Source organism: Chromobacterium subtsugae (assembly GCF_035919665.1).
Lineage (GTDB): Bacteria > Pseudomonadota > Gammaproteobacteria > Burkholderiales > Chromobacteriaceae > Chromobacterium > Chromobacterium subtsugae.
Genome location: NZ_CP142381.1, coordinates 257,186 through 278,837, shown reverse-complemented (window position 1 = coordinate 278,837; position 21,652 = coordinate 257,186). Strand labels below are relative to the sequence as shown.

Below are 21,652 nucleotides of genomic sequence, written 5' to 3'. Positions count from 1 at the left end.
CTTCCGTTTTTCATTTCCGCCGGCGCATCGCCGGCGCCGCCAAGTACTATGCTGCAACCATGGCCATACTCGTTGATCCCACCCCATGCGGCAGAAGCTTTTCCCCACCATGCTGGCGCTATGGCTGGCCCTGGCCGGCGTCCCCGGCCTGGCCGGCGAACCGCCCGGACTGATCGTCGACTTCGACGCCAGCAATCCGCCGCTGATGTACGCCGGCCAGCAAGGCGCCGCCGGCCTGTACCCGGCGCTGGTCGCCAAGGTCTGCGAACGCGCCGGCATCGCCGTCACGCTGCGCGCCGCCTCCTGGCGCCTGGCGCTGCAGGAATTGGGCGGCGGCAGCGCAGCGGCCGGCGGCATCATCAAGACCGCCAGCCGCGAAAAACTGTTCGACTTCAGCCAGCCGCTGTTCTACGAGCGCGTGGTGATGGCTTCTCCGGCCAAGGCGCCGCGCTACCGCAAGCTTGAGGACCTGTACGGCAAAAGAGTGGGCGTGATGGCCGGCTGGAGCTACGGCGACGCCTTCGACCTGGCCAGGAAGCAAGGCCGGCTCACCGCCTTCGACGGCGACAGCGACGAGCAGAACCTGCGCCAGCTGCGCCTGGGGCGGCTGGACGTGGTGTTGGGCATACGCGAGCCGCTGCAGCTGGCGCTACGCGACGGCGGCTACCGCGACGTGGCGCTGTCGCAGGAGGCGCTGGTGACCAATCCGTCCTACTTGGCTATCAACAAGCACGCGCAGCAAGAGGCGCTGCTGACGCGCTTCAACCTGGCGCTGGAAGCGATGCGCCGCGACGGCAGCTACGACAGCGTGCTGCAGCGCGAGCTGTCCAGGCGCTGAACCGGACGCCGGCCTGCGCCGCGCGCGCGACCGCGCCCGCCTGTCACCGCCCCTGCCATCAAAAACTATAAGTGCTGACCTCGATCAGATTGCTGTCCGGGTCGTTGAAATACACCGAGGTGATCGTTCCCATCGCGCCGCTGCGGGTGATCGGCCCCTCGACGATGGCCACCCCTTCGCGCTTCAGATGCTCAGCCACCTCGGCCAAGGGCAAATGGGTGATCAGGCACAGGTCGCCGGAACCGATGGCGGCGTGGTTGCGCGTTTCCTGGCCCAAGGTTTGCAAATTGATCTTCTGGTTGCCGAAACGCAGCGCGCGGCGGCCATTGCCGAAGCTCACCGCTTCCAGCTTCAGCGCGCGCTGGTAAAAAGCGACCGCCGCCTCGATGTCGCGCACGGTCAGGACGATGTGGTCGATATGGCTGATCATGCCAGCAACTCCGGTGGAAAGTATGGACCATCCACACTGCCACAAGCCGGACAGCCTGTCATGCCGAAAGCATGTCACCCTGACGGCAGCCGCCTCCCCTGCTATAGTCGCCTCTCAGACTTTCTCCATGCCGAAAACATGACCGTGCACCTGCCGCTGCAACAAGCCCGCCACCTGCAACTGGCCGCCCAGGGCCTGCTGACCGCGCCGCGCCGCAAGGCGAGCAAGGCCGACGCGCTGGCCGCCATCCGCCGCATGGCGCTGCTGCAGATCGACACCATCAGCGTGGTGGCGCGCAGCCCCTACCTGGTGCTGTACAGCCGCATCGGCCAGTACGACCCGGCCTGGCTGGACCAGCTGCTGGCCGAAGGCGCGCTGTTCGAATATTGGGCGCACGAGGCCTGCTTCGTGCCGACCGAGGACTACCGGCTGCTGCGCCACCGCATGCTGAACGCCGAGGGCATGGGCTGGAAGTTTTCGCCGCGCTGGTACGCGCAGCACCGCGCCGACATCGAAGCCATCGTCGAGCGCATCCGCGCGCACGGGCCGATGCGCTCGGCCGATTTCGAGCGCCGCGACAACAAAGGCAATGGCTGGTGGGACTGGAAGCCGGAAAAACGCCATCTGGAGGCGCTGTTCACGCTGGGCCGGCTGATGGTGAAGGAGCGGCGCGCCTTCCAGCGCGTCTACGACCTGGCCGAGCGGGTGCTGCCCGGCTGGGACGACACGCGCGACCTGCCCTCGCCGGAAGCCGTGCGGCTGGAACAAGTGCGCAACAGCTGCCGCGCGCTGGGCCTGGTCAAACCGGCATGGGTGGCCGACTACTACCGCCTCAAGCGCGCGCCTTACACCGAGCTGCTGCATGGCCTGGCGGATGCCGGCGAACTGCTGCCGGTGAAAGTGGAAGGCTGGAGCCACGACGCCTTCGTCCACGCCAGCCTGGCCGCCGAACTGGAGCTGGCGCGCAATGGCATGCTGAACAGCGGCAACACCGCCATCCTGTCGCCGTTCGACCCGCTGGTATGGGACCGCAAGCGCGCGCTGGAGCTGTTCGATTTCGATTACAAGATCGAGTGCTATACGCCTGCGCCGAAGCGAAAGTACGGCTATTTCACGCTGCCCATCCTCAACCGCGGCAAGCTGGCGGGCCGGCTGGACGCCAAGGCCCATCGCGCGCAAGGCGTGTTCGAAGTGAAATCGCTGCACCTGGAGCCGGGCACGCGCGTCAGCCAGCGGCTGGCCGACGATCTGAAAACGGCGCTGGCCAGATTGGCCGATTGGCACGGCGCGCCGCGGCTGGCGATAAGCCAGGCGCCGGGCGACCTGGCCGCGCGCATCCTGGCCTGACGCTTACTGCGCGTTGGCGTACCAGCCGCTGACGCCGGGCTGGCGCTCGTCCCACAGCGCCACTTCGCTGAACTGGATGTCGGGCTGGATGTCGGTGTAATTGGCGATATCCCCCATGATGCGCGCCGCCACCGGGCCGAAGGCCTGCTGAAAGGCCTGCACCGAATCGCACAGCAGCAGGGCCTGCGCCACGAAGCCCGGCGGGCTGCCCGCCTCGGCGCCGGACAGGCCGCGGTCCACCCGCACGCCCTTCAGGCTATGGCCCAGCAATTGCTGCACCATCGGCATGTGGCGCTGCAGGTAGTAGTCGAAATCGAAACGCGCGGCGGGCCGATGCGGATAGACGACGGACACGACGATCATGGCAAGCTCCGGTTGTGCACAAGGAAAGGCTTAACTTACTCGCCTGGTCAAAAATTGCCAATGTCATTTAGCATGGCGCGGCGGTGATGGAACTTGCCCGCCGCCGCCGCTCTCTATCCTTCAGACAAACCACCCGAACGGATAGACGCATGCGCACCCCGATACTCCTGATGAGCGCCGCCCTGGCGCTGGCCGGCTGCGACCAGCGCCAAACCGCCCAGCTGCAGCAGGCCGCCTCCGCCGCCATCGGCAATGTGCACCAGGGCGTCGACGCCGCCAGCGCGCCGCTGGGACAGCTGAAGGAGCAAGCCAGCGCCGCGCTGGGCGCGGCCAAGCAGGTGGGCGCGGCCGCCACCCTGCTCAATCCCGAACTGAAGGAACAAGTGGAAAAACTGAAGCGGCAGGCGTCCGACATCCAGGGCGCGATCCAGCCCAAGCCCTAGCCGCCTTAACGGCATTTTGATGGCCGGGCGCGGTTTATTTAGCTTGAATTTAGACCGGCCGACCTAGCATGGGCTTGTCATTCCCCCTGGAGAAATCCGTCATGGAAAGCCTGCCCGACTTGTGCCGCGTCAGCGACATCCTGCTGGATGTGGACGTTGACTGCAAAAACCAGCTGTTCGCCTACGCCGCCCGCCAGCTGGGCCAACGCCACGCGCTGAACAGCCAGACCGTGCAAAGCGCGCTGCAGCTGCGCGAGCAAACCGGCAGCACCGCGCTGGGCCACGGCCTGGCGCTGCCGCACGCCCGCATTCCCGGTCTGAGCGAAGCCCATGCGCTGTTTCTGCGCCTGAAGCGGGACATGGAGTTCGACTCGCCCGACGGCAAGCCGGTGCGCAGCCTGCTCTTGCTGCTGCTGCCGCAGGAAGCGCATCCGCAGCACTTGCAGCTGCTCGCCGCCATCGCCCGCATGTGCAGCGAAAGGCCGTTCCGCGAAGCGCTGGCGCGCTGCGCCCACCCGCAGCAGGTGCACCAGTTGTTCCAGCTGTGGGCTGACCCGCAGCCCAGCAACGACCCGCACTTCTGGCTGGACAGCAACCGCTACTTCCTGGACACCGAAGCCAGCCTGCGGCCCGATTACAGCATACGGCGCAAAGTGGTGGCGCGCTTCTGAGCCGGGCCGGCGGAAAACCGGGCGGGTGACAGCGGAAAACCGGCTTTGCTAGGATTAAACCGCTACCGCCCCTATTTCCGACAAGGCCTGAATGTCCAATTTCCTGCTCACCATGCTCTCCCTGACCGTCGCCAGCATAGGCGTGATCACCTGGCAGCACAGCGTGCGCGCCGATTTGCTGCGGCCGCGCCGCCGCTGGCTGCAGGCCTCGCTGCTGCTGGCCGCCGGGATGATGCTGGAAGGGGAACTGCTGGGTCTGCACCCGGCGGCGCTGTCGCTGGGCAGCGGCATGAGCAACGCCGGCATCACGCTGCAGCTGATGATCATCGCCCGGCTGTGCAATCTGCGCCTGCCCGATACGCTGTGGCTGTGGGTGGGCGCCTATTCGATCCTGGACAAGTGGGTGCCGCAGCCGCTGCTGAGCGCCGCGCTGTCGGCGCTGGAAATCCCGTTGCTCTACCTGGCCGCCGCCTGGCTGTACCAACGCGCCGAACAGCAGATCTGCCACAACCGCTTCAGCCCCACCGCGCTGCTGTTCCTGCTGGGGGCGCTGCTGTTCATCTGGCGCGACGCGCCCGACCTGCTGCGGCTGTACCACGGCCAGCCCCACCTGTCGCACGAGCACACGCTGGCCCACCAGCTGGCGCTGACCGTGGCCGCCGCCGCCCAGGTATGCGGCGCGGTGGGCTTTCTCAACATCGTGCTGCAACGGCAGAACAGCCGGCTGCAGGACGCCGCCAACATCGACCCGCTCACCGCCGCCGGCAACCGGCGCGCGCTGCAATACTGGCTGCGCACGCTGGAAGCCTCGACCGAGCGGGTCTGCGTGATCATGCTGGACATCGACCATTTCAAGTCGATCAACGACCGCTTCGGCCACCCGGCCGGCGACCAGGTGATCCAGGCGCTGGCCAGCCTGCTCAACAACGGCGTGCGGGAAAACGATTTGCTGATCCGCTACGGCGGCGAGGAATTCTGCCTGGTGATGCCGGACACCGGCATCGAAACCGGCCTGGCGGTGGCGGACCGGCTGCGCCAGCAATTCAGCCAGCTGGCGCTGTTGCCGGCGCAGCCGGAGCAGCGCTGCAGCTTTTCCGCCGGCGTGCACGAATGGCAATGCCGGCAGCAGGATTTCGCCAGCGCGCAGCAAAAGGCCGACCAAGCGCTGTACCAAGCCAAGCAGAACGGCCGCAACCAGGTCTGCCGGCTGTAGTCAGCGGCCGGCGGGCTTGTCCTCGCCATCCTCCCGGTGCCGCGACTTCACCGCGTACATCTGCTGATCGGCCATCCCCACCAGCGCTTCCGGGCTGGCGAAATCCTCCGGTCCGGTTTCGACGCAGCCCATGCTCACCGTCACGCCGGACAGCGCGATTTCCATCTCGGCGCGCAGACGCTGGACGAAATTGTTCTCCGCGTGGCGGCGGCCGCAATTGGGCAGCACGATGCAGAATTCGTCGCCGCCGTAACGAAAGCAGCCGTCTTCCAGCCGCGAAATGCGATTGATGATGCCGCCCAGCACGCGCAGGATCTCGTCGCCGCGCTGATGGCCTTCGGTATCGTTGATCGCCTTGAAATCGTCGATGTCCAGATACACCAGCGCCACCCTTTCATGGCGCCGCTGCGCGCTGCGCAGCACCCGGGTCAGGGTTTCGTCCAGGTGGCGGCGGTTGAGCAGGCCGGTCAACGGGTCGGTGCGCGACAGCTCCTCCAGCTGGCGGGTGCGCATCGCCACCTTTTCCTCCAGCGCCAGCGCGTACTGCTCGGACTTGTTGCGCGAGGTTTCGATTTCCGCCACCAGGCTGCGGATATAGGTTTCGAACACCAGCGCGATGTCGAACATCACCAGCTTGTCCATCGACATCAGCGTCTGCGTGCAGACATCGGGGTCGGGAATCAGCCTGGCCACCTGCACCGACAACAGCGAGCGCAGGAAATGGATGGCCGCCAGGTACAACTTGGGCTCCACGCCGATGCGCTTGTGCACCAGGCCGATGCGCAGGCGGTTGTTGACGTATTCCAGATCGTAGACGCCGCTGAACAGGTCGATCACGTAGCGGCGCTGGGCGCTGCGCAGCCGCTGCAGGGTATCGGCGTCGCCGATCAGCAGCGCGATTTCCGGGGTGCTGGTCTGCTGCTCGTAAAAGCGCTCCACCAGATCGTCCAGCTGCGGCTCGATCAGCGCGCCGGCGGCGCGAAGCAGCAATTCGTCGCGCGGCTGCAGATCGAACAGCTGCTTGCGCTGGTCGATTTCAAACTCGGTGATGCGCAACTGCTCCAGCAACGTCTGGTCGGTCTGCTTCATGCAGCCCTCCCCCTCCATCATGACCGGTCTTATTCAAACTATATCCCAGCCTGCGGGTACGCAATCTCCTTAGCGGCGCATTGCGCGCGCCAGCGAACGCGCCTGGGTCTACATCGCCGTCTGAACGGCGCGGACAACGGCCGGCGGCTTATCCACAGGCAACCGGCGGTCTGCCTGTTTATCCACAGCTTCAGCCTTCGGCTTGCTGCAGCAGCACCGCCAGCTCGTCCGCCGCCTCGCTCCATTCGGCGTCGCACTCCAGCGCCTGGCGCAAAAAGGCCGCTTGCGACGGGCTCCAGAACGGCGCGTCGGCCAGCGACACGCGCGGCGGCAGCGGATGGCTGGCGATGAAGGCCTTGATCGCCGCCGGCTCGTCGGCCAGGCCCAACTGGCGGAACAATCCGGGCAACAGGTGGCTGCTGGTATCCATCGCGCGCTCCAATGCTGGGGGAATACGCTCATCCTAGACCGATTGCCGGCACGGCAGGCATAAAAAACGGCGGCCCGCGCCGCCGTTGTGCCAACTTGGCGACATCACACCTTGTCGTACAGCTTGGCGCCGCCCTTGACGAACTCGATGGACTTTTCCTGCATGCCCTTGTTCAGCGCGTCCTGCGCGCTGATGCCCTGTTTGGCGGCGAAATCGCGCACGTCCTGGGTGATCTTCATGCTGCAGAAATGCGGGCCGCACATCGAGCAGAAGTGCGCGACCTTGGCGCTATCTTTCGGCAGGGTCTCGTCGTGGAAGTCGCGCGCCTTGTCCGGGTCCAGGCCCAGGTTGAACTGGTCTTCCCAGCGGAATTCGAAGCGCGCCTTGGACAGCGCGTTGTCGCGGATCTGCGCGCCGGGATGGCCCTTGGCCAAGTCGGCCGCGTGCGCCGCCAGCTTGTAGGTGATGATGCCTTCCTTGACGTCGTTCTTGTTCGGCAGGCCCAGGTGTTCCTTCTGCGTCACGTAGCACAGCATCGCGGTGCCGTACCAGCCGATCTGCGCCGCGCCTATCGCCGAGGTGATGTGGTCGTAGCCGGGCGCGATGTCGGTGGTGAGCGGCCCCAGGGTGTAGAACGGCGCTTCGCGGCACCACTCCAGCTCCTTGTCCATGTTCTCCTTGATCAGCTGCATCGGCACATGGCCCGGACCTTCTATCATCACCTGCACGTCGTGCTTCCAGGCGATTTCAGTCAACTCGCCCAGGGTTTTCAGTTCGCCCAGCTGCGCCGCGTCGTTGGCGTCCCAGGCGCTGCCCGGCCGCAGGCCGTCGCCTAGGCTGAAGGCCACGTCGTAGGCCTTCATGATTTCGCAGATTTCCTCGAAATGGGTATAGAGGAAGTTTTCCTGATGATGCGCCAGACACCATTTGGCCATGATCGAGCCGCCGCGCGACACGATGCCGGTCATCCGGCCGGCGGTCAGCGGCACGTACTGCAAACGCACGCCGGCGTGGATGGTGAAGTAGTCGACGCCCTGCTCGGCCTGCTCGATCAGCGTGTCCTTGAAGATTTCCCAGCTCAGGTCTTCGGCCTTGCCATTCACCTTTTCCAGCGCCTGGTAGATCGGCACGGTGCCGATCGGCACCGGGCTGTTGCGCAAAATCCACTCGCGGGTTTCGTGGATGTTCTTGCCGGTGGACAGGTCCATGATGGTGTCGGCGCCCCAGCGGATGCCCCAGGTCATCTTGTCCACTTCTTCCGATATCGACGACGTTACCGCGCTATTGCCGATATTGCCGTTGATTTTCACCAGAAAATTGCGGCCGATGATCATCGGCTCGGATTCCGGGTGATTGATGTTGGCCGGGATGATGGCGCGGCCGGCGGCCACTTCCTGGCGGACGAACTCCGGCGTGATCTCTTCCGGCAGATTGGCGCCGAAGCTCTGGCCGGCATGCTGGCGCGTCATCAGCTCCAGCAAGCGGGTGTTGCCGGTGACCTGCAGCGCTTCCACATAGGCGCGGCGGTTCAGGTTTTCGCGGATGGCGACGAACTCCATCTCCGGGGTGATGACGCCGCGGCGGGCATAGTGCATCTGGCTGACATTGCGGCCAGGCAAGGCGCGGCGCGGCTTGCGCTGCAGGTTGAAGCGCAACTCGGCCAGCTTGGGGTCGGCCTCGCGGGCGCGGCCGTATTCGCTGGACAGGCCATCCAGCTGCTCGCAGTCGCCGCGTTCGGCGATCCAGCCGGCGCGCACCGGCGCCAGGCCGCTCTGGATGTCGATGCGGACCGCCGGGTCGCTGTACGGGCCGCTGGTGTCGTAGACATAGATCGGCGGATTGGCTTCGCCGCCGAACTGGGTCGGCGTGTCGGCCTGGCGGATCTCGCGCATCGGCACGCGGATGTCCGGGCGGCTGCCGGCGACATGGATCTTGCGGGAATTGGGCAAAGGCTGGATGGCGGCGGCGTCCACCACCATCTGTTTGTTTACGGGCGCGTTCATCGGGCGGGTCTCCAGGGCGATGAAGCGGCGCAAGGAGCGGTTCGGCGCATGGCCGGCTGCGGTGGGATGGCGGGGCTATCTTCGGCAGGTGACGCTTCCCTACGCCGGGATTATCCGGGTCAGGTTCCAAGGGTATTTCTCACCCGCGCCGCCGCTTTCAACCCGATGTCCTACACTTTGGTAGCCGATCAAGCCAAACGCCAGGCGCAGGACCCCTAGCGATGCTGTGAAGGTAAGGCAAATATGGGATAATCGCAAGTTATCGTCATGACACGAGTCCTTGCCGCCCCCCAGCTTCGAACGGCGCAGCGGACTCCCAGCCCTCCGGAGTTTAAGTTGATGGATTTCGAAAAAACCCGTTTCAACATGGTCGAACAACAGATTCGCCCGTGGGACGTTCTGGATACCAACGTGCTGGATCTGCTGTTTCACGTGAAACGCGAGGACTTCGTGGCCGACAATCAGCGCCAGATGGCCTTTGTCGATACCGAACTGCCGCTGCCCAACGGCAGCAAGATGCTGCAGCCCAAGATGGAAGCCCGCCTGGTGCAGGACGCCGCCATCCAGCCCACCGACAAGATCCTGGAAATCGGCACCGGCAGCGGCTATCTGACCGCGCTGCTGGCCAAGATGGGCAAGCAGGTGGTGAGCGTGGAAATCGACGCCGCCCAGAAAGCGCGCGCCGCCGACAATCTGAAACAGGCCGGCATCGCCAACGCCACCCTGGTTGAGGGCGACGGCGTGCTGGGCCTGCCGGCGCAAGCGCCCTACGACGTGATCGTGGTCGGCGGTTCGCTGCCGGTGGTGCCGCAGGAACTGAAAGACCAGTTGGCCGTCGGCGGCCGCCTGATCCTGGTGGCCGGCGACCTGCCGGTGATGGCTTGCAAGCTGATCCAGCGCGAAACCGAAACCAGCTTCCGCGAAACCGCGCTGTTCGAGACCTGTGTCGAGCGGCTGCAGAAATTCGAAGCCGTCGAACCGGCTCGTTTCAGCTTCTGACCATGCTGCGCGAAATCACCGCTCCGCAACTGGCGGCGCTGCTGGCCGATCCGCAGGCCGCGCGCCCGGTGCTGCTGGACGTGCGCGAAGGCTGGGAATACCAGCTGGCGCACATCGAGGGCAGCGTCCACATTCCGATGAACCTGATCCCGATCCGGATGAGCGAACTGCCGGACGACGCCGCCATCGTCGCCATCTGCCATCACGGCATGCGCAGCGCCCAGGTGGCGATGTTCCTGCAGAACGCCGGCTTCGACGACGTGATCAACCTCCAGGGCGGCATCGACGCCTGGTCCGCCCAGGTGGATCCGGCCGTCGCCCGGTATTGATACTGGACTAGACGGCGCGTCGCCCATTGGGGTGACGCAGCCTACCAGCACCGCCTCCGGGCGGTGTTTTGCTTGGAACGAAACGCCGCCCGCCGCCTCCAAGGGTCGTGATCCGCCACTCCCGCCGCAAAGAAACCCTATGCAAGCTCTGAATTATCTTTCCTCCGCCCTCGCCCGCGTCCATCCGGCCTGGGAAGCGGTGCTGCGCCAAGCCGACATCGCCGCGCGGCTGGCCGACATCGACCGCCAGCTGAGCCAGCAAAGCGAGGCCGGCAAGACGCTGTTCCCGCCCGCGGCGCAGATCTTCAACGCGCTCAGCTTCGCGTCGCCGGCCGACGTCAAGGTGGTGATCCTGGGCCAGGACCCGTACCACGGCGCCGGCGAAGCGATGGGGCTGTCGTTTTCAGTGCCGGAAGGCGTGCGCGTGCCGCCGTCCTTGCGCAACATCTACAAGGAACTGGCGGCCGACCTGGGCCTGGGCATTCCCGCCAACGGCGATCTCAGCCACTGGGCGCAGCAAGGCGTATTGCTGCTCAACAGCGTGTTCACCGTCGAGCAGGACCAGGCCGGCAGCCACGGCAAGCTGGGCTGGCAGACGGTCAGCGACGCGCTGATCGACGCCGTCAACGCGCAAAGCCCCGGCTGCGTGTTCCTGCTATGGGGCAACTGGGCGCACACCAAAGCCGAGCGCATCGACGCCAGCCGCCACCTGGCGCTGAAGGCCGCCCATCCGTCGCCGCTGTCGGCCAGCCGCGGCTTCCACGGCTGCCGCCATTTCTCCCAAGTCAACGCCTGGCTGATCGCCCGCGGCCGCCAGCCGGTGCGCTGGGCCGCCGCCGCCGCGCAAAACAGCCTGTTCTGACCTTTCTGTCCGCCGCGGCGCTTTGCGCGGCGGACGGCTTGCCCTAAGCTAGTAGCTCCGCCACTTCCCTGTCCCCATCGTGGAAATCCTGCTGCTGCTGGGCCTGATCCTGTTGAACGCCGTATTCGCGATGGCCGAGATCGCCATCGTCTCCTCGCGCAAAGTCCGGCTGCTGCAAAAGGCCGAAGACGGCCACCGCGGCGCCCGCGCGGCATTGGCGCTGGCCGCCGAACCCACCCGCTTCCTGTCCACCATCCAGATCGGCATCACCTCGATCAGCATCCTGTCCGGCGTCTACGGCGAGGCGGCGCTGTCCGAGCATCTGCGCGCCGCGCTGCTCGAGGTGCCGCTGCTGGCGCCTTACAGCAAGCCGCTGTCGGTGGCGCTGATGGTGGTGTTCATCACCACGCTGTCGCTAATCCTGGGCGAACTGGTGCCCAAACGGCTGGCGCTGCTCAATCCGGAACGGGTGGCGATGGCGCTGGCGCGGCCGATGCTGCTGCTGTCGCGCGCCAGCGCGCCGCTGGTGCAGGTGTTCAGCCGCGTCACCGACGGCCTGTTGCGCCTGTTGGGCGCCAAAAAGAGCGACGAGCCGTCGATCACCGAGGACGAGATCCGCACGCTGATGGAACAAGGCGCCGACGAAGGCGTGTTCGACCGCGCCGAACAGGAGCTGGTGGAAAACATCTTCCGCCTGGACAACCGCAAGGTGGCGGCGGTGATGACGCCGCGCAAGGACGTGGTGCTGCTGGACCTGGAAGACGGCCCGGAGCACAACCGCGAACTGCTGCTGCGGCACAACTTCAGCCATTTCCCGGTTTGCCGCGGCGACAGCGACCAGGTGATAGGCATACTCAACGCCAAGCGGCTGCTGGACCGGTTGCTCACCGGCCAGCCGGCCGACTTCGCCGCCGACCTGGCGCCGCCGCTGTACGTGCCGGCCACCTCATCGCTGATGCAGCTGCTGGAGCAGTTCAAGCAGGCGCGCAGCCACAGCGCGCTGGTGGTGGACGAATACGGCGAGCTGGAAGGCCTGGTGTCGATCAACGACGTGATGGAAGCCATCGTCGGCGATATGCCGGCCATCGGCGGCGAAGACGACGAAATCGTGCAGCGCGAGGACGGCAGCTGGCTGGTGGACGGCATGGTGTCGCTGGACAGCTTCCGCGAATTCTTCGAGCTGGACAGCCCGCTGCCGGGCGAGGCCGGCGGCAATATCCACACCCTGGGCGGCGTCATCATGTTCAAGCTGGGACGCATCCCCAGCGTCACCGATCGTTTCGAGTGGAACGGCTTCAGCTTCGAGGTGGTGGACATGGACAAGACCCGGGTCGACAAGATCCTGGTGCAGCGCCGCCATCTGCCGCAACCGGAGTTCGAGTCGATTTGAGTACGGCGGCGGACGGCGGGAAACTCGCCGCCGCGCAGGCGATCTGACAACCATCGACCGCTTCCCGCCGAGACTTCATGACCCCAGCCCTGCCCGATCGCCGCGTCGTCCAGGCCGACGCGCGCCGCCTCGCCGACTGGCTTCGCCTGCGCGCGGCGCTGTGGCCGGATTGTCCCGCCGACGACCATCGCGCGGATATCTCCCGCCAACTGACGCAAACCGGCCGCTACGCCGCCTTTCTGGCGCTTGATGCCGGCAACGCCGTCGCCTTGCTGGAGATTGCGCTACGCAACGATTACGTCAACGGCGCCCGCTCCGGCTCGCCGGTGGCCTTCATCGAAGGCCTCTACGTGGCGCCGCGGCATAGACGCGCCGGACTGACGACCATGATGCTTGCCGCGGCCAAGGCATGGGCGCTGACGCGAGGCTGTTCCGAAATGGCCTCCGACACCAGCCTGGACAACCTGGCGGCGCAGGCCGCGCATCGGGCGCTGGGCTTCGAGGAAAGCGAACGCGTGGTGTTCTACCGCATGGCGCTGTGATGCTTTGCTCGTCGCGCTGATGCCCCAGCGGGGCGATCTGCCGCCATCTCCTCCACTCTGCGCATAGGCGTAACACCCGGCGAGCCGGGCTTCCGCCCTACGGCGCCGGCCGCTGGCTGAGCCTGGCCCGGCCTTCGCCGAAAACTTCCAACACGGCCCAGGCGCCGTTCAGCAGGCTCCACTGTGGCGGCGAGTGGCCGATGTCTGCGTCCATCGCCACCGGACAGCCCAAGCCATCCAGCGCGGCGCGCACCGCCGCCTGATACGACAAAGCCCCCGCGTTGGCGGCCTCAGGGCCCGTGCTGCGGCCCAACACCAGCCCGGACAGGCCATCGAACGTTCCGGACAGCCTGAGGCCCGCCAGGGCCCTTAAAACGCCGCAGGGCGCGAGTTCGCAGTTTTCCAGGTACAGGATGGCCGGCTTGCGCTTGAAGGCCGCCAGATCGAAATACGGCGTGCCCTGCAGCGATGCCAGCACGTCCAGGCAGCCGCCGATCAGCCGGCCTGCCATTTTTCCCGCTCCGCCGTCCAGCATCCGCACTTGGTTGGCAAAGGTCTGGCCAGGCTCGTCCCAGCGCCAGTAACGCGCGTATTGCTCCTGCGCCGCCGGCATGCCGGTTTCCAACGCCGCCAGCAGCGCCTCGTAGCCGGATTGCCTTTCTTTCAGCGGCGAATCCATCAGGTTGGGCCCGTGCAGCGTGGCCCAGCCGGACAGCAGGGTCAGCGGCGCCAGAAGGGTGGAGACATCGGAGAAGCCAGCCAGCCATTTCGGCGGCAGCTTGGCCAGCGCGGCGAAATCCAGCCCCGCCAGCAGCTCTATCGCCAGTTCGCCGCCCCAGGGCGGCAGGATGGCGCGGATGCCCGGATCGAACAGGAAACGCTTCAGTTCGGCCAACCGCGCGGCGGCGGGCGCGCTGGCGTCGCATTTCTCCTCGCGCAGGCACTCGCCCTCCACCACCCGGTAGCCGCGCGCGCGCAGCATGGCCAGCGCATCATCCAGCTGGTTGTGCAGCTGCGCAGGAACCCCGGAGGAAAAGGCGGTGACGGCGATGGCGTCGCCAACCTGCAACGGCGCCGGAAAACGGGTCTGCATCTGTGGATTTCCTTCCAGCCTGGACTCCCGCCTGTGGATAAGCCGCGCTTCAAGAGCGCCGCGGCAGATCCAGCGCGAACGTGATGCCGGTGTTTTTCTGCTGGTAGCCGATACGGCGGTAGAACGCGTGCGCGTCCAGCCGCTGTTGTCCCGAGCGCAGGCGGATGCGCGGATAGCCGCGTTCTTGCGCCCAGGCCTCGCAGGCCGCCAGCAACAGCCTGCCTATCCCCAATCCCCTGTGTTCCGGCGCCACCACGATGCCGCCGATTTCCACATACGACTCCGCTTCCAGCAGATGGCCGCCATGGCCATGCGCCCAACCGGCCAGCTGGCCGTCCTTTTCCGCCACCCAGATCTCGTTGTCGGGAAAGGCGCGCACCGCGGCGTAGCGCCGGCCCACCTCTTCCGCGCTGCTCGGGTAATCCAGATCGCCGCACAGTTTGGCCACCGCGGCGATATCGGTTTCCCGCATGGTTCTGATCAATATCGACATCTCGTCATCCTGTCATGCCAAAGACATGACATTCTGCATGCGACGCGTCGCGGCAACAAACGCGGCGGTTCACGACATGGCTCCGGCAGCGGCGGAATCGGCTTGCGCTGCAACCAGACGCCAATCGTCGCCATCCCGGGTTTCATGCGCGATCTCTGTGCGTTTCTTTCTATCCCATTGATAGATAGAAGGAAAAATGCACGCTCAGCTAGCTGGCAGGCTGGCTTTCCGTTGCCGGAGCCGCCGATCAGCGGTCAGTACAACGCGGGGAAAGTGGATAACTTTCCGCTGATAGGTGCAGGCTATCGAGCAGTTCCCCCTTCGGCTTGGGTGATCCACAAGTCTTGCCATGTTTTCCAAACCACGTCCTTGCAGACGTTTTTTCCTGTTTTCCCAGAGAGTTGTCTGTCTTGAGTCCAGCCTTGTTCTGCCTTGCCGTTTCTTTTCTTGTATTCCCATTTTTATATTGAAGAAACTGGTAGAAGATGGCCCAGTCCTGTTGATAAGTATATTTATCCGTTTAAATTCAATATCTTGATCGTGATGGAAAGTTGTTGTCAGCCATGGTTGTTGCGTGCTGGCTAGTTGTGGATAAGTTTGGTCTTTTCTGCAGACAGGCAGTTTTCCACATGCTGGCAACGGGAAGTGCCCTTGTTGCTGTGAACGGTTTTTTTTGCCGCCCAAGTGTCCATTCCTCACCGTTGTTTCTTTAACGCAGCTATAAAATGATGATAATGCTGAAGGCGGAGAATATTGTGGACAATCCTGAAAAATCCATGATTTTCATCATCTTGTCCTGTTGATAGCCATGGGATTATTGCAGCGCGCAAAGGTTGGGCAGATTGTGGATAAATCCGCCGCCGCTTATCAACAGCTGTTTATCCACATTCCTTGCGGAGGGATTTTGCTTGGTTAACCACAGCCCTGCTCGGGTACAATGCCCGCCATGATGAATGTGCTGATTGTGCGCACCTCGTCGATGGGCGACCTTATCCACACCTGGCCCGCCATCACCGAGCTGAAAACGCATTACCCCAATATCCGGCTGAGCTGGCTGACCGAGGAAAGCTTCGCCGACATCGCCCGGCTGCATCCGCAGGTCGCCGAAGTGCTGACCCTGCGCTGGCGCAGCTGGCGCAAGCGTTTGCTGCAGCCTGCCGCCTGGCGCGAACTGAAGGCGCTGAAACGGCAACTGCGCGACACCCATTTCGACCTGGTGCTGGACAGCCAGGGCTTGCTGAAAAGCGCGATCCCGGCGCGCTGGGCCGCCGCGCCGCTGGCCGGCCTGGACTGGAGCAGCGCGCGCGAGGCGCTGGCCAGCCTGTTTTACGACAAGAAACATTCGGTATCGCGCCGGTTGTCAGCGATAGAACGCAACCGCCGGCTGTTCGGCCTGAGCTTCGGCTACCAGCCGCAAGGCGAGCCTAGCTTCGGCGTGGCGGCCGGAGAGCGGCCGTCGTGGATGCTTTCCGGCCGTTACGCGGTGCTGCTGCATGCCACCAGCCGCGCCTCCAAGGAATGGCCGGAGGCGAATTGGGTGGAGCTGGGCGAACGCCTGTCCAATCAGCACGACATGGTGATGGTGCTGCCCTGGGGCAACGACGCTGAAAAAGCCCGCGCCGAAAGGCTGGCCGGGCGGATGCCGGCCGCGGTGGTGGCGCCGAAGATGAGCCTGGTGGAAGCCGCCGGCTTGCTGGGCCATGCCAGCGCGGTGGTCGGCGTGGATACCGGCCTCGCCCACCTGGCCAACGCGCTGAACGTGCCATTGGCGGCGATCTACACCGATACCGATCCGCAGCAGACCGGCGTGGTGGAAACGCCGTGGGCGACCAATCTGGGCAATATCGGCCAGTGTCCGCAGGTGGATGAGGTGCTGCGGGCGCTGCGATCGCGGCGGGACTGGACGTGAGCTGGCAGCGCTGCTTGTACGGCGCGCTGTGGCGGACGCTGACGCCGCTGATCCGCCGTTATCTGAGAAAGCGCGCGAAACAGGCGCCGGCCTATCTATTGCACTGGGACGAGCGTTTCGGCCGGGTCTTGCAGCCGCGCGCCGTCGGCGCGATCTGGATCCACGCGGTGTCGGTGGGCGAAACCCGCGCCGCGCAGCCGCTGGTGGCGGCCTTGCGCCGGCTGTGGCCGGACGCGCCGCTGCTGCTGACCCAGATGACCCCGACCGGCCGCGCCACCGCCGAAGCGCTGTACCCGGACGCCGAGGTGCGCTACCTGCCCTACGATTATCCACAGGCCGCCGCCGACTTCCTCGCCGCCTACCGGCCGCGCTGCGGCGTGCTGATGGAAACCGAGCTGTGGCCCAACCTGATCCACGCCGCCGCCGCCCAGCGGGTGCCGCTGGTTTTGGCCAACGCCAGACTGTCGGACAAATCGCTGAAAGGCTATCGCCGCATCCTGGGGCTGATTCGCCCAGCCATGCGGGATTTGGCTGCTGTTGCCGCCCAAACGGCAGCTGATGCCGATCGTTTCCGGAAGATAGGCGCGGAAAACATCACGGTTTGCGGCAACAGCAAATATGATATAGAGATTCCGGCAGAACAGATGCAACTGGCGGATGGCTTCCGCCAGCGCATAGGCGCGCGCCAGGCGCTGCTGTGCGCCAGCACCCGCGAAGGCGAGGAGGCGCTGATTCTGGACGCCTGGCTCGCGGCCGGCGACGCGGTCGGCGACGCGCTGCTGGTGTTGGCGCCGCGCCACCCGGAGCGGCTGCAGGCGGTGGCGGAGCTGGCGGCCGAGCGCGGTCTGAAGCTGCAGCGCCGCAGCGACGGCGCCGCGGTGGCGGAGGACACCCAGGTGTGGCTGGGCGACAGCATGGGCGAGATGTTCGGCTATCTTGGCGCTTGCGACGTCGCCTTCATCGGCGGCAGCCTGCTGCCTTTCGGCTGCCATAACCTGATCGAGCCGGCGATCGCCGGCGTGCCGGCGCTGTTCGGCCCGTCGGTGTTCAATTTCCAGCAGGCCGCCGCCGACGCGCAGGCGGCCGGCGCGGCGCGCCAGGTGGCCGACGCCGCCGAAATGGTGGCGCTGGCGCTCTCGCTGCTGGCCGACCCCGAGCGGCGCGCGGCGATGCGCGAGGGCGCGGCGGCGTTCCGCCAGGCCCATCGCGGCGCCAGCCAGCGCATGCTGGAAGTGATCCGCGCGACGCTGGACGCGAGCTAAACCATCCGCGGCATCGGCAAGGCAAAAGCCGTCCACCCTCGCGGGAAGACGGCTTTTTTCATGCGGGGCGGCGCTTACGGCGCGGCGGGCGGCGTCAGCGCGAAGGCGAACAGGTCGCGGCGGTAGGTTTCCACCACCAGGCTGAACGGCACATTGCCGTCGCGGTACAGCACGGCGCGGTGCTGGATCACCTGTTCGGGGATGTCCAGCGCGCGTTGCGCGGCGGCCGGCGCCTGCGGCCGCATTTCCCAGCCCGGCGCCAGCGGCGACCACAGCACTCTGGCCTGCTCGGTGCGGCGGGTGAAGTCCAGCGCCCGCACCGCCGCGCCGAACGGCGTGTCGGTGGTGTCCAGCAGGCGGTTCATTTCCGGGCTGAGGCGCGACGGCACATACCAGTTGTCGGCTTCGGACAGCACATGGTCGCCGCAGGCCAGCTGAACGCGGCGGTAGCCTATGGTTTCGGCGGCGCCCACCTGCAGCTGGCGGCGGATGTCGGCGTCAGCGGGCTTGCGCACGTCGCGGTCGCGCAGCGCGCGGATGCGCGGCTCGGCGGCCAGCCGGTGATCGGCGCACCATTGCTGCAGCGTGCGGGTGGCGCTGCTGTTGCTCAGCAAGGTGGCGTTGACGGTTTGCAGCAGCGCCAGCGCTTTGACGCGGGTGTCGGCGTCGTCGCGCCAGCCCGGATAGGGCCAGCCGTCGGCGCGGGCGGCGGCGGAGAGAACCGCCGGCAGCAACAGGACCAGGGGCCAAAGCGGGGAGAAGCCGGCGCGCGGCCGGCGAAAACCGTCATGATTCATAGTTTTATCGAACACTTAGCACAAAGACATTAAAGAGGCCTGGCGTAAACGCAAAGTTCCCCGCCGCGACGCTGAACTCGGGCGGCTTTTCCGCTAACGTGAAAGCTGGGCTGTCCGCAACGGGCTGGGCAGCCTGCACCGCCCTGTATTGCCCTGCGAGGAGCCTCCATGGCTAACGATTTTCAACCCTTGCCCACCCTGACTCTGCCACGCACCACCGACCTGGTGCAACTGGAGCAGCGCCCCCACCCCCCGATCCATGCGCACAGCCCGGCCCTGGCCGTGATGACCGACCTGCGGCTGGTCAATCCGGTGGGGATTTCCGCCGACGCCGGCCTGCGCGAGGCGCACCAGCGCATGATCAGCCACGGCATCCGCCTGTTGTTCGTCCATGACGGCGACGGCAGCCTGCTGGGACTGGTGACCGCGGTGGACCTGCTGGGCGAACGGCCGATCCAGTGCATGAAGGAGCATGGCAAGCACCACGCCGATGTGCTGGTCGGCGACGTGATGACGCCGCGCGACAAGCTGGACGCGTTGCGGCTGGACGACGTGGCGGCGGCCAATGTCGGCCAGCTGGTGGCGACGATGAAGCAGCTGGGCCGCCAGCACGCGCTGGTGGTGGAGCAGAATCCGGCCAGCGGCCATCACGAAGTGTGCGGCCTGTTCTCCACCAGCCACATGGCGCGCTTGCTGGGCATGCCGCTGTCGTTCATCCGGGTGCCGCAGGCCTTGTCGGAAATCCAGTACTCGCTGCTGTACACCGGCTGATTTCGGCAAGAATCGGGTCGCCGCCGCGCTGGCGCTTTCTTAGACTTCGGGCATGATAGACAGCGCCGAAGGAGAGAAAGACATGGACTGGCAGATCGAAACCCTGGCGCCCGCCTTCATCCAGCGGGCGCGGCGCGAAGGCGTGGACGCGCTGGGGCAGCCGGTGCGGCGTCTGGCCGCGCGAGGAGGCGAACCGCTGCGCGACGCGCTGCGGCGCGCCCGTCCGGGCGAGGCGCTGATCCTGGCCAGCTACAGTCCATTCCGACTGGATGGCCCGTACCGCGAGTTCGGCCCGGTATTCCTGGCGGCTGAGCCGCAGGCGGAAAGCCTGCCGTCGCTGGACGTCTTGCTGGCCGGGCCCGGTTATTTCCGCGACGCCCCCGCGCTGCGCGCCTACGACGCCGGGCAATCGATGCTGGAGGCGGCGTTGCCGGCCTGGGACCAATTGGCCGAGCGGCTGCGGCAATGGCAGGCGCGCGCCGACATCGCTTTCGCCATGCTGCGCTTTCCCGCCCACGGCTGCTACGCGCTGCGGCTGAATCGGGGGAACTGACATGAGCGAAACCCTGCTTGCCGGCGCCGAAGCCGGCCGCGACTACCACCGCATGGCCGACGCGATCCGCTACCTGGTGGCGCACGCCGGCCAACAGCCGCGGCTGGCCGATCTGGCCGCCGCGCTGCATCTTTCCGAATCGCGGCTGCAGCGCCTGTTCACGCAGTGGGCCGGCGTCAGTCCCAAGCGCTTCATCCAGCAACTCACTTGCGAGGCGGCCAAGGCGCGGCTGGCGGCCGGGGTGCCGGTGCTGCCGCTGGCGCATGAACTGGGCCTGTCCGGCGGCAGCCGCCTGCACGATCTTTTCGTCACGCTGGAGGCGATGACGCCGGGCGAATACCAGCGCGGCGGCGCCGGCCTGGACATAGGCTGGAGCGTGGAGGCCAGCCGCTTCGGCCCGCTGCTGCTGGCGCAGACCGCGCGCGGCGTCTGCGCGCTGCAATTCGTCGCCGACGAGGCCGCGGCCGAGGCCTGGCTGCATGGACAATGGCCGCAGGCGCGGCTGCGCTATCAGCCCGGCGCCGCGCGCGCGCTGGCCGAGCGGTTGTTTTCGCCGCTATCGCCGCGCGAAGGCCCGCCGCTCGCGCTGCGGGTGCAGGGCAGCAATTTCCAGATCCAGGTGTGGCGCGCGCTGCTGGCCGTGCCATACGGCAGCCTGGTCAGCTATGGCCAGCTGGCCGCCGGCATGGGCCGGCCGCAGGCGGCGCGGGCGGTCGGCGGCGCGGTGGGCGCCAATCCGGTGGCCTGGCTGATTCCCTGCCACCGGGTGATCCGCGCCGAGGGCGCGCTGGGCCAGTACCGCTGGGGCGAAACGCGCAAGGCCGAGCTGCTGGGTTGGGAAAGCGCGCAACTGGCCGCGCGGCCGGAGCCGGCGGCGTGGTTGGCCTGAGGCGCGAAGCGGCCTGGCTGACGCTGCTGGCCGCCATCTGGGGCGCGTCCTTTCTGTTCATGCGCATCGCCGCGCCGGTGTTCGGCCCGCTGGCGCTGATCGCGCTGCGGGTGGGCCTGGCTGCCTGCGCGCTGCTGCCGCTGATGGCCTGGCGCGGCCAATTGGCGGTATGGCGCGCGCATTGGCCGGACATCGCGCTGACCGGTATCTTCCTTACCGCCTTTCCCTTCTGCCTGATCGCCTGGGCGCAATTGTCGTTGCCGGCCGGCATGGCGTCGGTGCTGAACGCCACCACGCCGCTGATGACCGCGCTGTGGGCCTGGCCGCTGGCCGGGGAAAAGCTGACGCCGCCGCGGCTGGCCGGCCTGGCGCTGGGTTTGGCCGGGGTGCTGGTATTGCTGCGCGGCCGCGGCGCCGGTTTCGACGCCGCCGGTCCATGGCCGGTGCTGGCGATGCTGGGCGCCACCGCCAGCTACGGCTGGGCGGGACAGATGGTGCGGCGCCGGCTGCCCGGCCTGCCGCCCTTGGCTACTGCCGGCGGCGGGTTGGCCAGCGGCGCCCTGCTGATGCTGCCGCTGGCGGCGTGGGCGTGGCCGGCCGGGCCGATTCCGGCGCGCGCCTGGCTGGCCTTGCTGGCGCTGGCCTGGCTATGCACCGCGCTGGCCTACCTGATTTTCTACCGGCTGATCGCCAGGCTGGGCGCCACCCGCGCCAGCGGCGTCACTTACCTTGTGCCGGTGTTCGGCGTGCTGTGGGGTGTGCTGTTCCTGGGCGAGGCGCTGAGTCCGGCCATGCTGCTGGCGGCGGCGCTGATCCTGGGCGGGGTGCTGTTGCTGGGGCGGCGCTAGTCCGGCGCGGCGGTGCGCTACAAGGCCAGCGGTACCGATGGCGATGTTGGCAGCGCGCCGCCGCCCGGGCCGGCCCCTTGCGTGGCGG

The 21,652-nt window shown here is 66.6% G+C and carries 24 protein-coding genes and 1 riboswitch; of the genes, 16 read left to right on the top strand and 8 right to left on the bottom strand.

Going from position 1 to position 21,652, the window contains the following annotated elements; genetic code table 11:
- Window positions 1–85: 85 nt before the first annotated feature.
- On the top strand, window positions 86–838 hold the full coding sequence (locus U6115_RS01350) for a substrate-binding periplasmic protein (protein WP_043574916.1): 753 nt from the start codon (window positions 86–88) through the stop codon (window positions 836–838).
- Between the two features lie 58 nt (window positions 839–896).
- Here the strand turns inward: U6115_RS01350 and U6115_RS01345 are convergent, their stop codons facing one another.
- The gene (locus tag U6115_RS01345) at window positions 897–1,268 is read right to left on the bottom strand and encodes a VOC family protein (RefSeq protein ID WP_043574913.1); all 372 of its coding nucleotides are present in this window, start codon (window positions 1,266–1,268) and stop codon (window positions 897–899) included.
- A gap of 138 nt (window positions 1,269–1,406) precedes the next feature.
- Here U6115_RS01345 and U6115_RS01340 point away from each other — a divergent pair, with 138 nt between their 5' ends.
- Window positions 1,407–2,615: a winged helix-turn-helix domain-containing protein gene (locus tag U6115_RS01340; protein ID WP_043574911.1), complete on the top strand. Its 1,209-nt coding sequence runs from the start codon at window positions 1,407–1,409 to the stop codon at window positions 2,613–2,615.
- 3 nt (window positions 2,616–2,618) lie between these two features.
- Here U6115_RS01340 and U6115_RS01335 read toward each other — a convergent pair whose 3' ends face one another.
- The gene (locus U6115_RS01335; protein WP_043574909.1) at window positions 2,619–2,978 is read right to left on the bottom strand and encodes an EthD family reductase; all 360 of its coding nucleotides are present in this window, start codon (window positions 2,976–2,978) and stop codon (window positions 2,619–2,621) included.
- 149 nt (window positions 2,979–3,127) lie between these two features.
- On the opposite strand from U6115_RS01335, the gene U6115_RS01330 reads away from it, so the two are divergent.
- The 3 genes from U6115_RS01330 (at window position 3,128) to U6115_RS01320 (ending at window position 5,305) form a co-directional block, all read left to right on the top strand.
- On the top strand, window positions 3,128–3,421 hold the full coding sequence (locus U6115_RS01330; protein ID WP_043574907.1) for a hypothetical protein: 294 nt from the start codon (window positions 3,128–3,130) through the stop codon (window positions 3,419–3,421).
- Window positions 3,422–3,522: 101 nt separating this feature from the next.
- Complete coding sequence (locus tag U6115_RS01325) at window positions 3,523–4,092, top strand: PTS sugar transporter subunit IIA (RefSeq protein WP_052258035.1); 570 nt, start codon at window positions 3,523–3,525, stop codon at window positions 4,090–4,092.
- Between the two features lie 91 nt (window positions 4,093–4,183).
- Window positions 4,184–5,305, top strand: a complete 1,122-nt coding sequence (locus U6115_RS01320; RefSeq protein WP_052258034.1) for a GGDEF domain-containing protein — start codon at window positions 4,184–4,186, stop codon at window positions 5,303–5,305.
- Here the strand turns inward: U6115_RS01320 and U6115_RS01315 are convergent, their stop codons facing one another.
- The 3 genes from U6115_RS01315 to thiC form a co-directional block, all read right to left on the bottom strand.
- The gene (locus tag U6115_RS01315; protein WP_043574904.1) at window positions 5,306–6,394 is read right to left on the bottom strand and encodes a GGDEF domain-containing protein; all 1,089 of its coding nucleotides are present in this window, start codon (window positions 6,392–6,394) and stop codon (window positions 5,306–5,308) included.
- A 190-nt stretch (window positions 6,395–6,584) separates the two neighbouring features.
- Complete coding sequence (locus tag U6115_RS01310) at window positions 6,585–6,824, bottom strand: DUF2789 domain-containing protein (RefSeq protein WP_043574902.1); 240 nt, start codon at window positions 6,822–6,824, stop codon at window positions 6,585–6,587.
- 104 nt (window positions 6,825–6,928) lie between these two features.
- Window positions 6,929–8,827 carry a phosphomethylpyrimidine synthase ThiC gene (thiC, locus tag U6115_RS01305; protein WP_043574899.1) on the bottom strand — a complete coding sequence of 633 codons (1,899 nt, stop codon included), beginning with the start codon at window positions 8,825–8,827 and terminating at the stop codon, window positions 6,929–6,931.
- 79 nt (window positions 8,828–8,906) lie between these two features.
- Window positions 8,907–9,054: riboswitch (TPP riboswitch) on the bottom strand.
- Window positions 9,055–9,166: 112 nt separating this feature from the next.
- On the opposite strand from thiC, the gene U6115_RS01300 reads away from it, so the two are divergent.
- From U6115_RS01300 to aac(6'), 5 genes are all read left to right on the top strand, one after another.
- The gene (locus U6115_RS01300) at window positions 9,167–9,826 is read left to right on the top strand and encodes a protein-L-isoaspartate O-methyltransferase family protein (RefSeq protein ID WP_043574897.1); all 660 of its coding nucleotides are present in this window, start codon (window positions 9,167–9,169) and stop codon (window positions 9,824–9,826) included.
- Between the two features lie 2 nt (window positions 9,827–9,828).
- Window positions 9,829–10,155 (top strand): rhodanese-like domain-containing protein, encoded by a 327-nt coding sequence (locus U6115_RS01295; protein ID WP_099049641.1) that lies wholly within the window; start codon window positions 9,829–9,831, stop codon window positions 10,153–10,155.
- 139 nt (window positions 10,156–10,294) lie between these two features.
- Window positions 10,295–11,017 carry a uracil-DNA glycosylase gene (gene ung, locus U6115_RS01290; protein WP_043574895.1) on the top strand — a complete coding sequence of 241 codons (723 nt, stop codon included), beginning with the start codon at window positions 10,295–10,297 and terminating at the stop codon, window positions 11,015–11,017.
- 79 nt (window positions 11,018–11,096) lie between these two features.
- The gene (locus tag U6115_RS01285; protein ID WP_080770219.1) at window positions 11,097–12,407 is read left to right on the top strand and encodes a hemolysin family protein; all 1,311 of its coding nucleotides are present in this window, start codon (window positions 11,097–11,099) and stop codon (window positions 12,405–12,407) included.
- 77 nt (window positions 12,408–12,484) lie between these two features.
- Window positions 12,485–12,949 carry an aminoglycoside 6'-N-acetyltransferase gene (gene aac(6') / locus U6115_RS01280; protein ID WP_052258033.1) on the top strand — a complete coding sequence of 155 codons (465 nt, stop codon included), beginning with the start codon at window positions 12,485–12,487 and terminating at the stop codon, window positions 12,947–12,949.
- A 97-nt stretch (window positions 12,950–13,046) separates the two neighbouring features.
- Here the strand turns inward: aac(6') and U6115_RS01275 are convergent, their stop codons facing one another.
- Both U6115_RS01275 and U6115_RS01270 read right to left on the bottom strand, forming a co-directional pair.
- A complete protein-coding gene (locus U6115_RS01275; protein ID WP_043574890.1) occupies window positions 13,047–14,042 on the bottom strand; it encodes a S66 family peptidase in 996 nt (331 codons plus the stop codon).
- A gap of 49 nt (window positions 14,043–14,091) precedes the next feature.
- Window positions 14,092–14,535, bottom strand: coding sequence for a GNAT family N-acetyltransferase (locus U6115_RS01270; RefSeq protein WP_052258032.1), 444 nt, complete (start codon window positions 14,533–14,535; stop codon window positions 14,092–14,094).
- 949 nt (window positions 14,536–15,484) lie between these two features.
- Between U6115_RS01270 and waaC the strand changes: the two genes are divergently transcribed.
- Complete coding sequence (gene waaC, locus U6115_RS01265; RefSeq protein ID WP_043575163.1) at window positions 15,485–16,444, top strand: lipopolysaccharide heptosyltransferase I; 960 nt, start codon at window positions 15,485–15,487, stop codon at window positions 16,442–16,444.
- On the top strand, window positions 16,441–17,706 hold the full coding sequence (gene waaA / locus U6115_RS01260) for a lipid IV(A) 3-deoxy-D-manno-octulosonic acid transferase (protein WP_043574887.1): 1,266 nt from the start codon (window positions 16,441–16,443) through the stop codon (window positions 17,704–17,706). Before waaC ends, waaA begins: the two co-directional genes overlap by 4 nt.
- A gap of 74 nt (window positions 17,707–17,780) precedes the next feature.
- Here the strand turns inward: waaA and U6115_RS01255 are convergent, their stop codons facing one another.
- Complete coding sequence (locus U6115_RS01255; protein WP_230623359.1) at window positions 17,781–18,503, bottom strand: hypothetical protein; 723 nt, start codon at window positions 18,501–18,503, stop codon at window positions 17,781–17,783.
- Window positions 18,504–18,671: 168 nt separating this feature from the next.
- Here U6115_RS01255 and U6115_RS01250 point away from each other — a divergent pair, with 168 nt between their 5' ends.
- The 4 genes from U6115_RS01250 (at window position 18,672) to U6115_RS01235 (ending at window position 21,564) form a co-directional block, all read left to right on the top strand.
- Complete coding sequence (locus U6115_RS01250; RefSeq protein WP_043574884.1) at window positions 18,672–19,274, top strand: CBS domain-containing protein; 603 nt, start codon at window positions 18,672–18,674, stop codon at window positions 19,272–19,274.
- An 82-nt stretch (window positions 19,275–19,356) separates the two neighbouring features.
- Window positions 19,357–19,827, top strand: a complete 471-nt coding sequence (locus U6115_RS01245) for a DUF1203 domain-containing protein (RefSeq protein WP_043574882.1) — start codon at window positions 19,357–19,359, stop codon at window positions 19,825–19,827.
- A gap of 1 nt (window position 19,828) precedes the next feature.
- Entirely contained in the window at window positions 19,829–20,716 is an 888-nt protein-coding gene (locus tag U6115_RS01240; RefSeq protein WP_043574879.1) for a methylated-DNA--[protein]-cysteine S-methyltransferase, read from the top strand.
- The gene (locus tag U6115_RS01235) at window positions 20,704–21,564 is read left to right on the top strand and encodes a DMT family transporter (protein WP_230623358.1); all 861 of its coding nucleotides are present in this window, start codon (window positions 20,704–20,706) and stop codon (window positions 21,562–21,564) included. The genes U6115_RS01240 and U6115_RS01235 overlap by 13 nt, the downstream gene beginning before the upstream one ends.
- The last annotated feature ends 88 nt before the right edge of the window (window positions 21,565–21,652 follow it).

What these genes read in the sequence shown, in the direction of transcription:
- U6115_RS01340 (WP_043574911.1), top strand. Translation starts at nt 1,407, where the DNA reads ATGACCGTGCACCTGCCGCTGCAACAAGCCCGCCACCTGCAACTGGCC.
- U6115_RS01270 (WP_052258032.1), bottom strand. Translation starts at nt 14,535, where the DNA reads ATGTCGATATTGATCAGAACCATGCGGGAAACCGATATCGCCGCGGTG.
- U6115_RS01275 (WP_043574890.1), bottom strand. Translation starts at nt 14,042, where the DNA reads ATGCAGACCCGTTTTCCGGCGCCGTTGCAGGTTGGCGACGCCATCGCC.
- waaC (WP_043575163.1), top strand. Translation starts at nt 15,485, where the DNA reads ATGAATGTGCTGATTGTGCGCACCTCGTCGATGGGCGACCTTATCCAC.
- U6115_RS01320 (WP_052258034.1), top strand. Translation starts at nt 4,184, where the DNA reads ATGTCCAATTTCCTGCTCACCATGCTCTCCCTGACCGTCGCCAGCATA.
- U6115_RS01250 (WP_043574884.1), top strand. Translation starts at nt 18,672, where the DNA reads ATGGCTAACGATTTTCAACCCTTGCCCACCCTGACTCTGCCACGCACC.
- U6115_RS01295 (WP_099049641.1), top strand. Translation starts at nt 9,829, where the DNA reads ATGCTGCGCGAAATCACCGCTCCGCAACTGGCGGCGCTGCTGGCCGAT.
- U6115_RS01335 (WP_043574909.1), bottom strand. Translation starts at nt 2,978, where the DNA reads ATGATCGTCGTGTCCGTCGTCTATCCGCATCGGCCCGCCGCGCGTTTC.
- U6115_RS01330 (WP_043574907.1), top strand. Translation starts at nt 3,128, where the DNA reads ATGCGCACCCCGATACTCCTGATGAGCGCCGCCCTGGCGCTGGCCGGC.
- thiC (WP_043574899.1), bottom strand. Translation starts at nt 8,827, where the DNA reads ATGAACGCGCCCGTAAACAAACAGATGGTGGTGGACGCCGCCGCCATC.
- U6115_RS01350 (WP_043574916.1), top strand. Translation starts at nt 86, where the DNA reads ATGCGGCAGAAGCTTTTCCCCACCATGCTGGCGCTATGGCTGGCCCTG.
- U6115_RS01345 (WP_043574913.1), bottom strand. Translation starts at nt 1,268, where the DNA reads ATGATCAGCCATATCGACCACATCGTCCTGACCGTGCGCGACATCGAG.
- U6115_RS01240 (WP_043574879.1), top strand. Translation starts at nt 19,829, where the DNA reads ATGAGCGAAACCCTGCTTGCCGGCGCCGAAGCCGGCCGCGACTACCAC.
- U6115_RS01325 (WP_052258035.1), top strand. Translation starts at nt 3,523, where the DNA reads ATGGAAAGCCTGCCCGACTTGTGCCGCGTCAGCGACATCCTGCTGGAT.
- U6115_RS01245 (WP_043574882.1), top strand. Translation starts at nt 19,357, where the DNA reads ATGGACTGGCAGATCGAAACCCTGGCGCCCGCCTTCATCCAGCGGGCG.
- U6115_RS01315 (WP_043574904.1), bottom strand. Translation starts at nt 6,394, where the DNA reads ATGAAGCAGACCGACCAGACGTTGCTGGAGCAGTTGCGCATCACCGAG.
- ung (WP_043574895.1), top strand. Translation starts at nt 10,295, where the DNA reads ATGCAAGCTCTGAATTATCTTTCCTCCGCCCTCGCCCGCGTCCATCCG.
- U6115_RS01255 (WP_230623359.1), bottom strand. Translation starts at nt 18,503, where the DNA reads ATGAATCATGACGGTTTTCGCCGGCCGCGCGCCGGCTTCTCCCCGCTT.
- U6115_RS01310 (WP_043574902.1), bottom strand. Translation starts at nt 6,824, where the DNA reads ATGGATACCAGCAGCCACCTGTTGCCCGGATTGTTCCGCCAGTTGGGC.
- U6115_RS01300 (WP_043574897.1), top strand. Translation starts at nt 9,167, where the DNA reads ATGGATTTCGAAAAAACCCGTTTCAACATGGTCGAACAACAGATTCGC.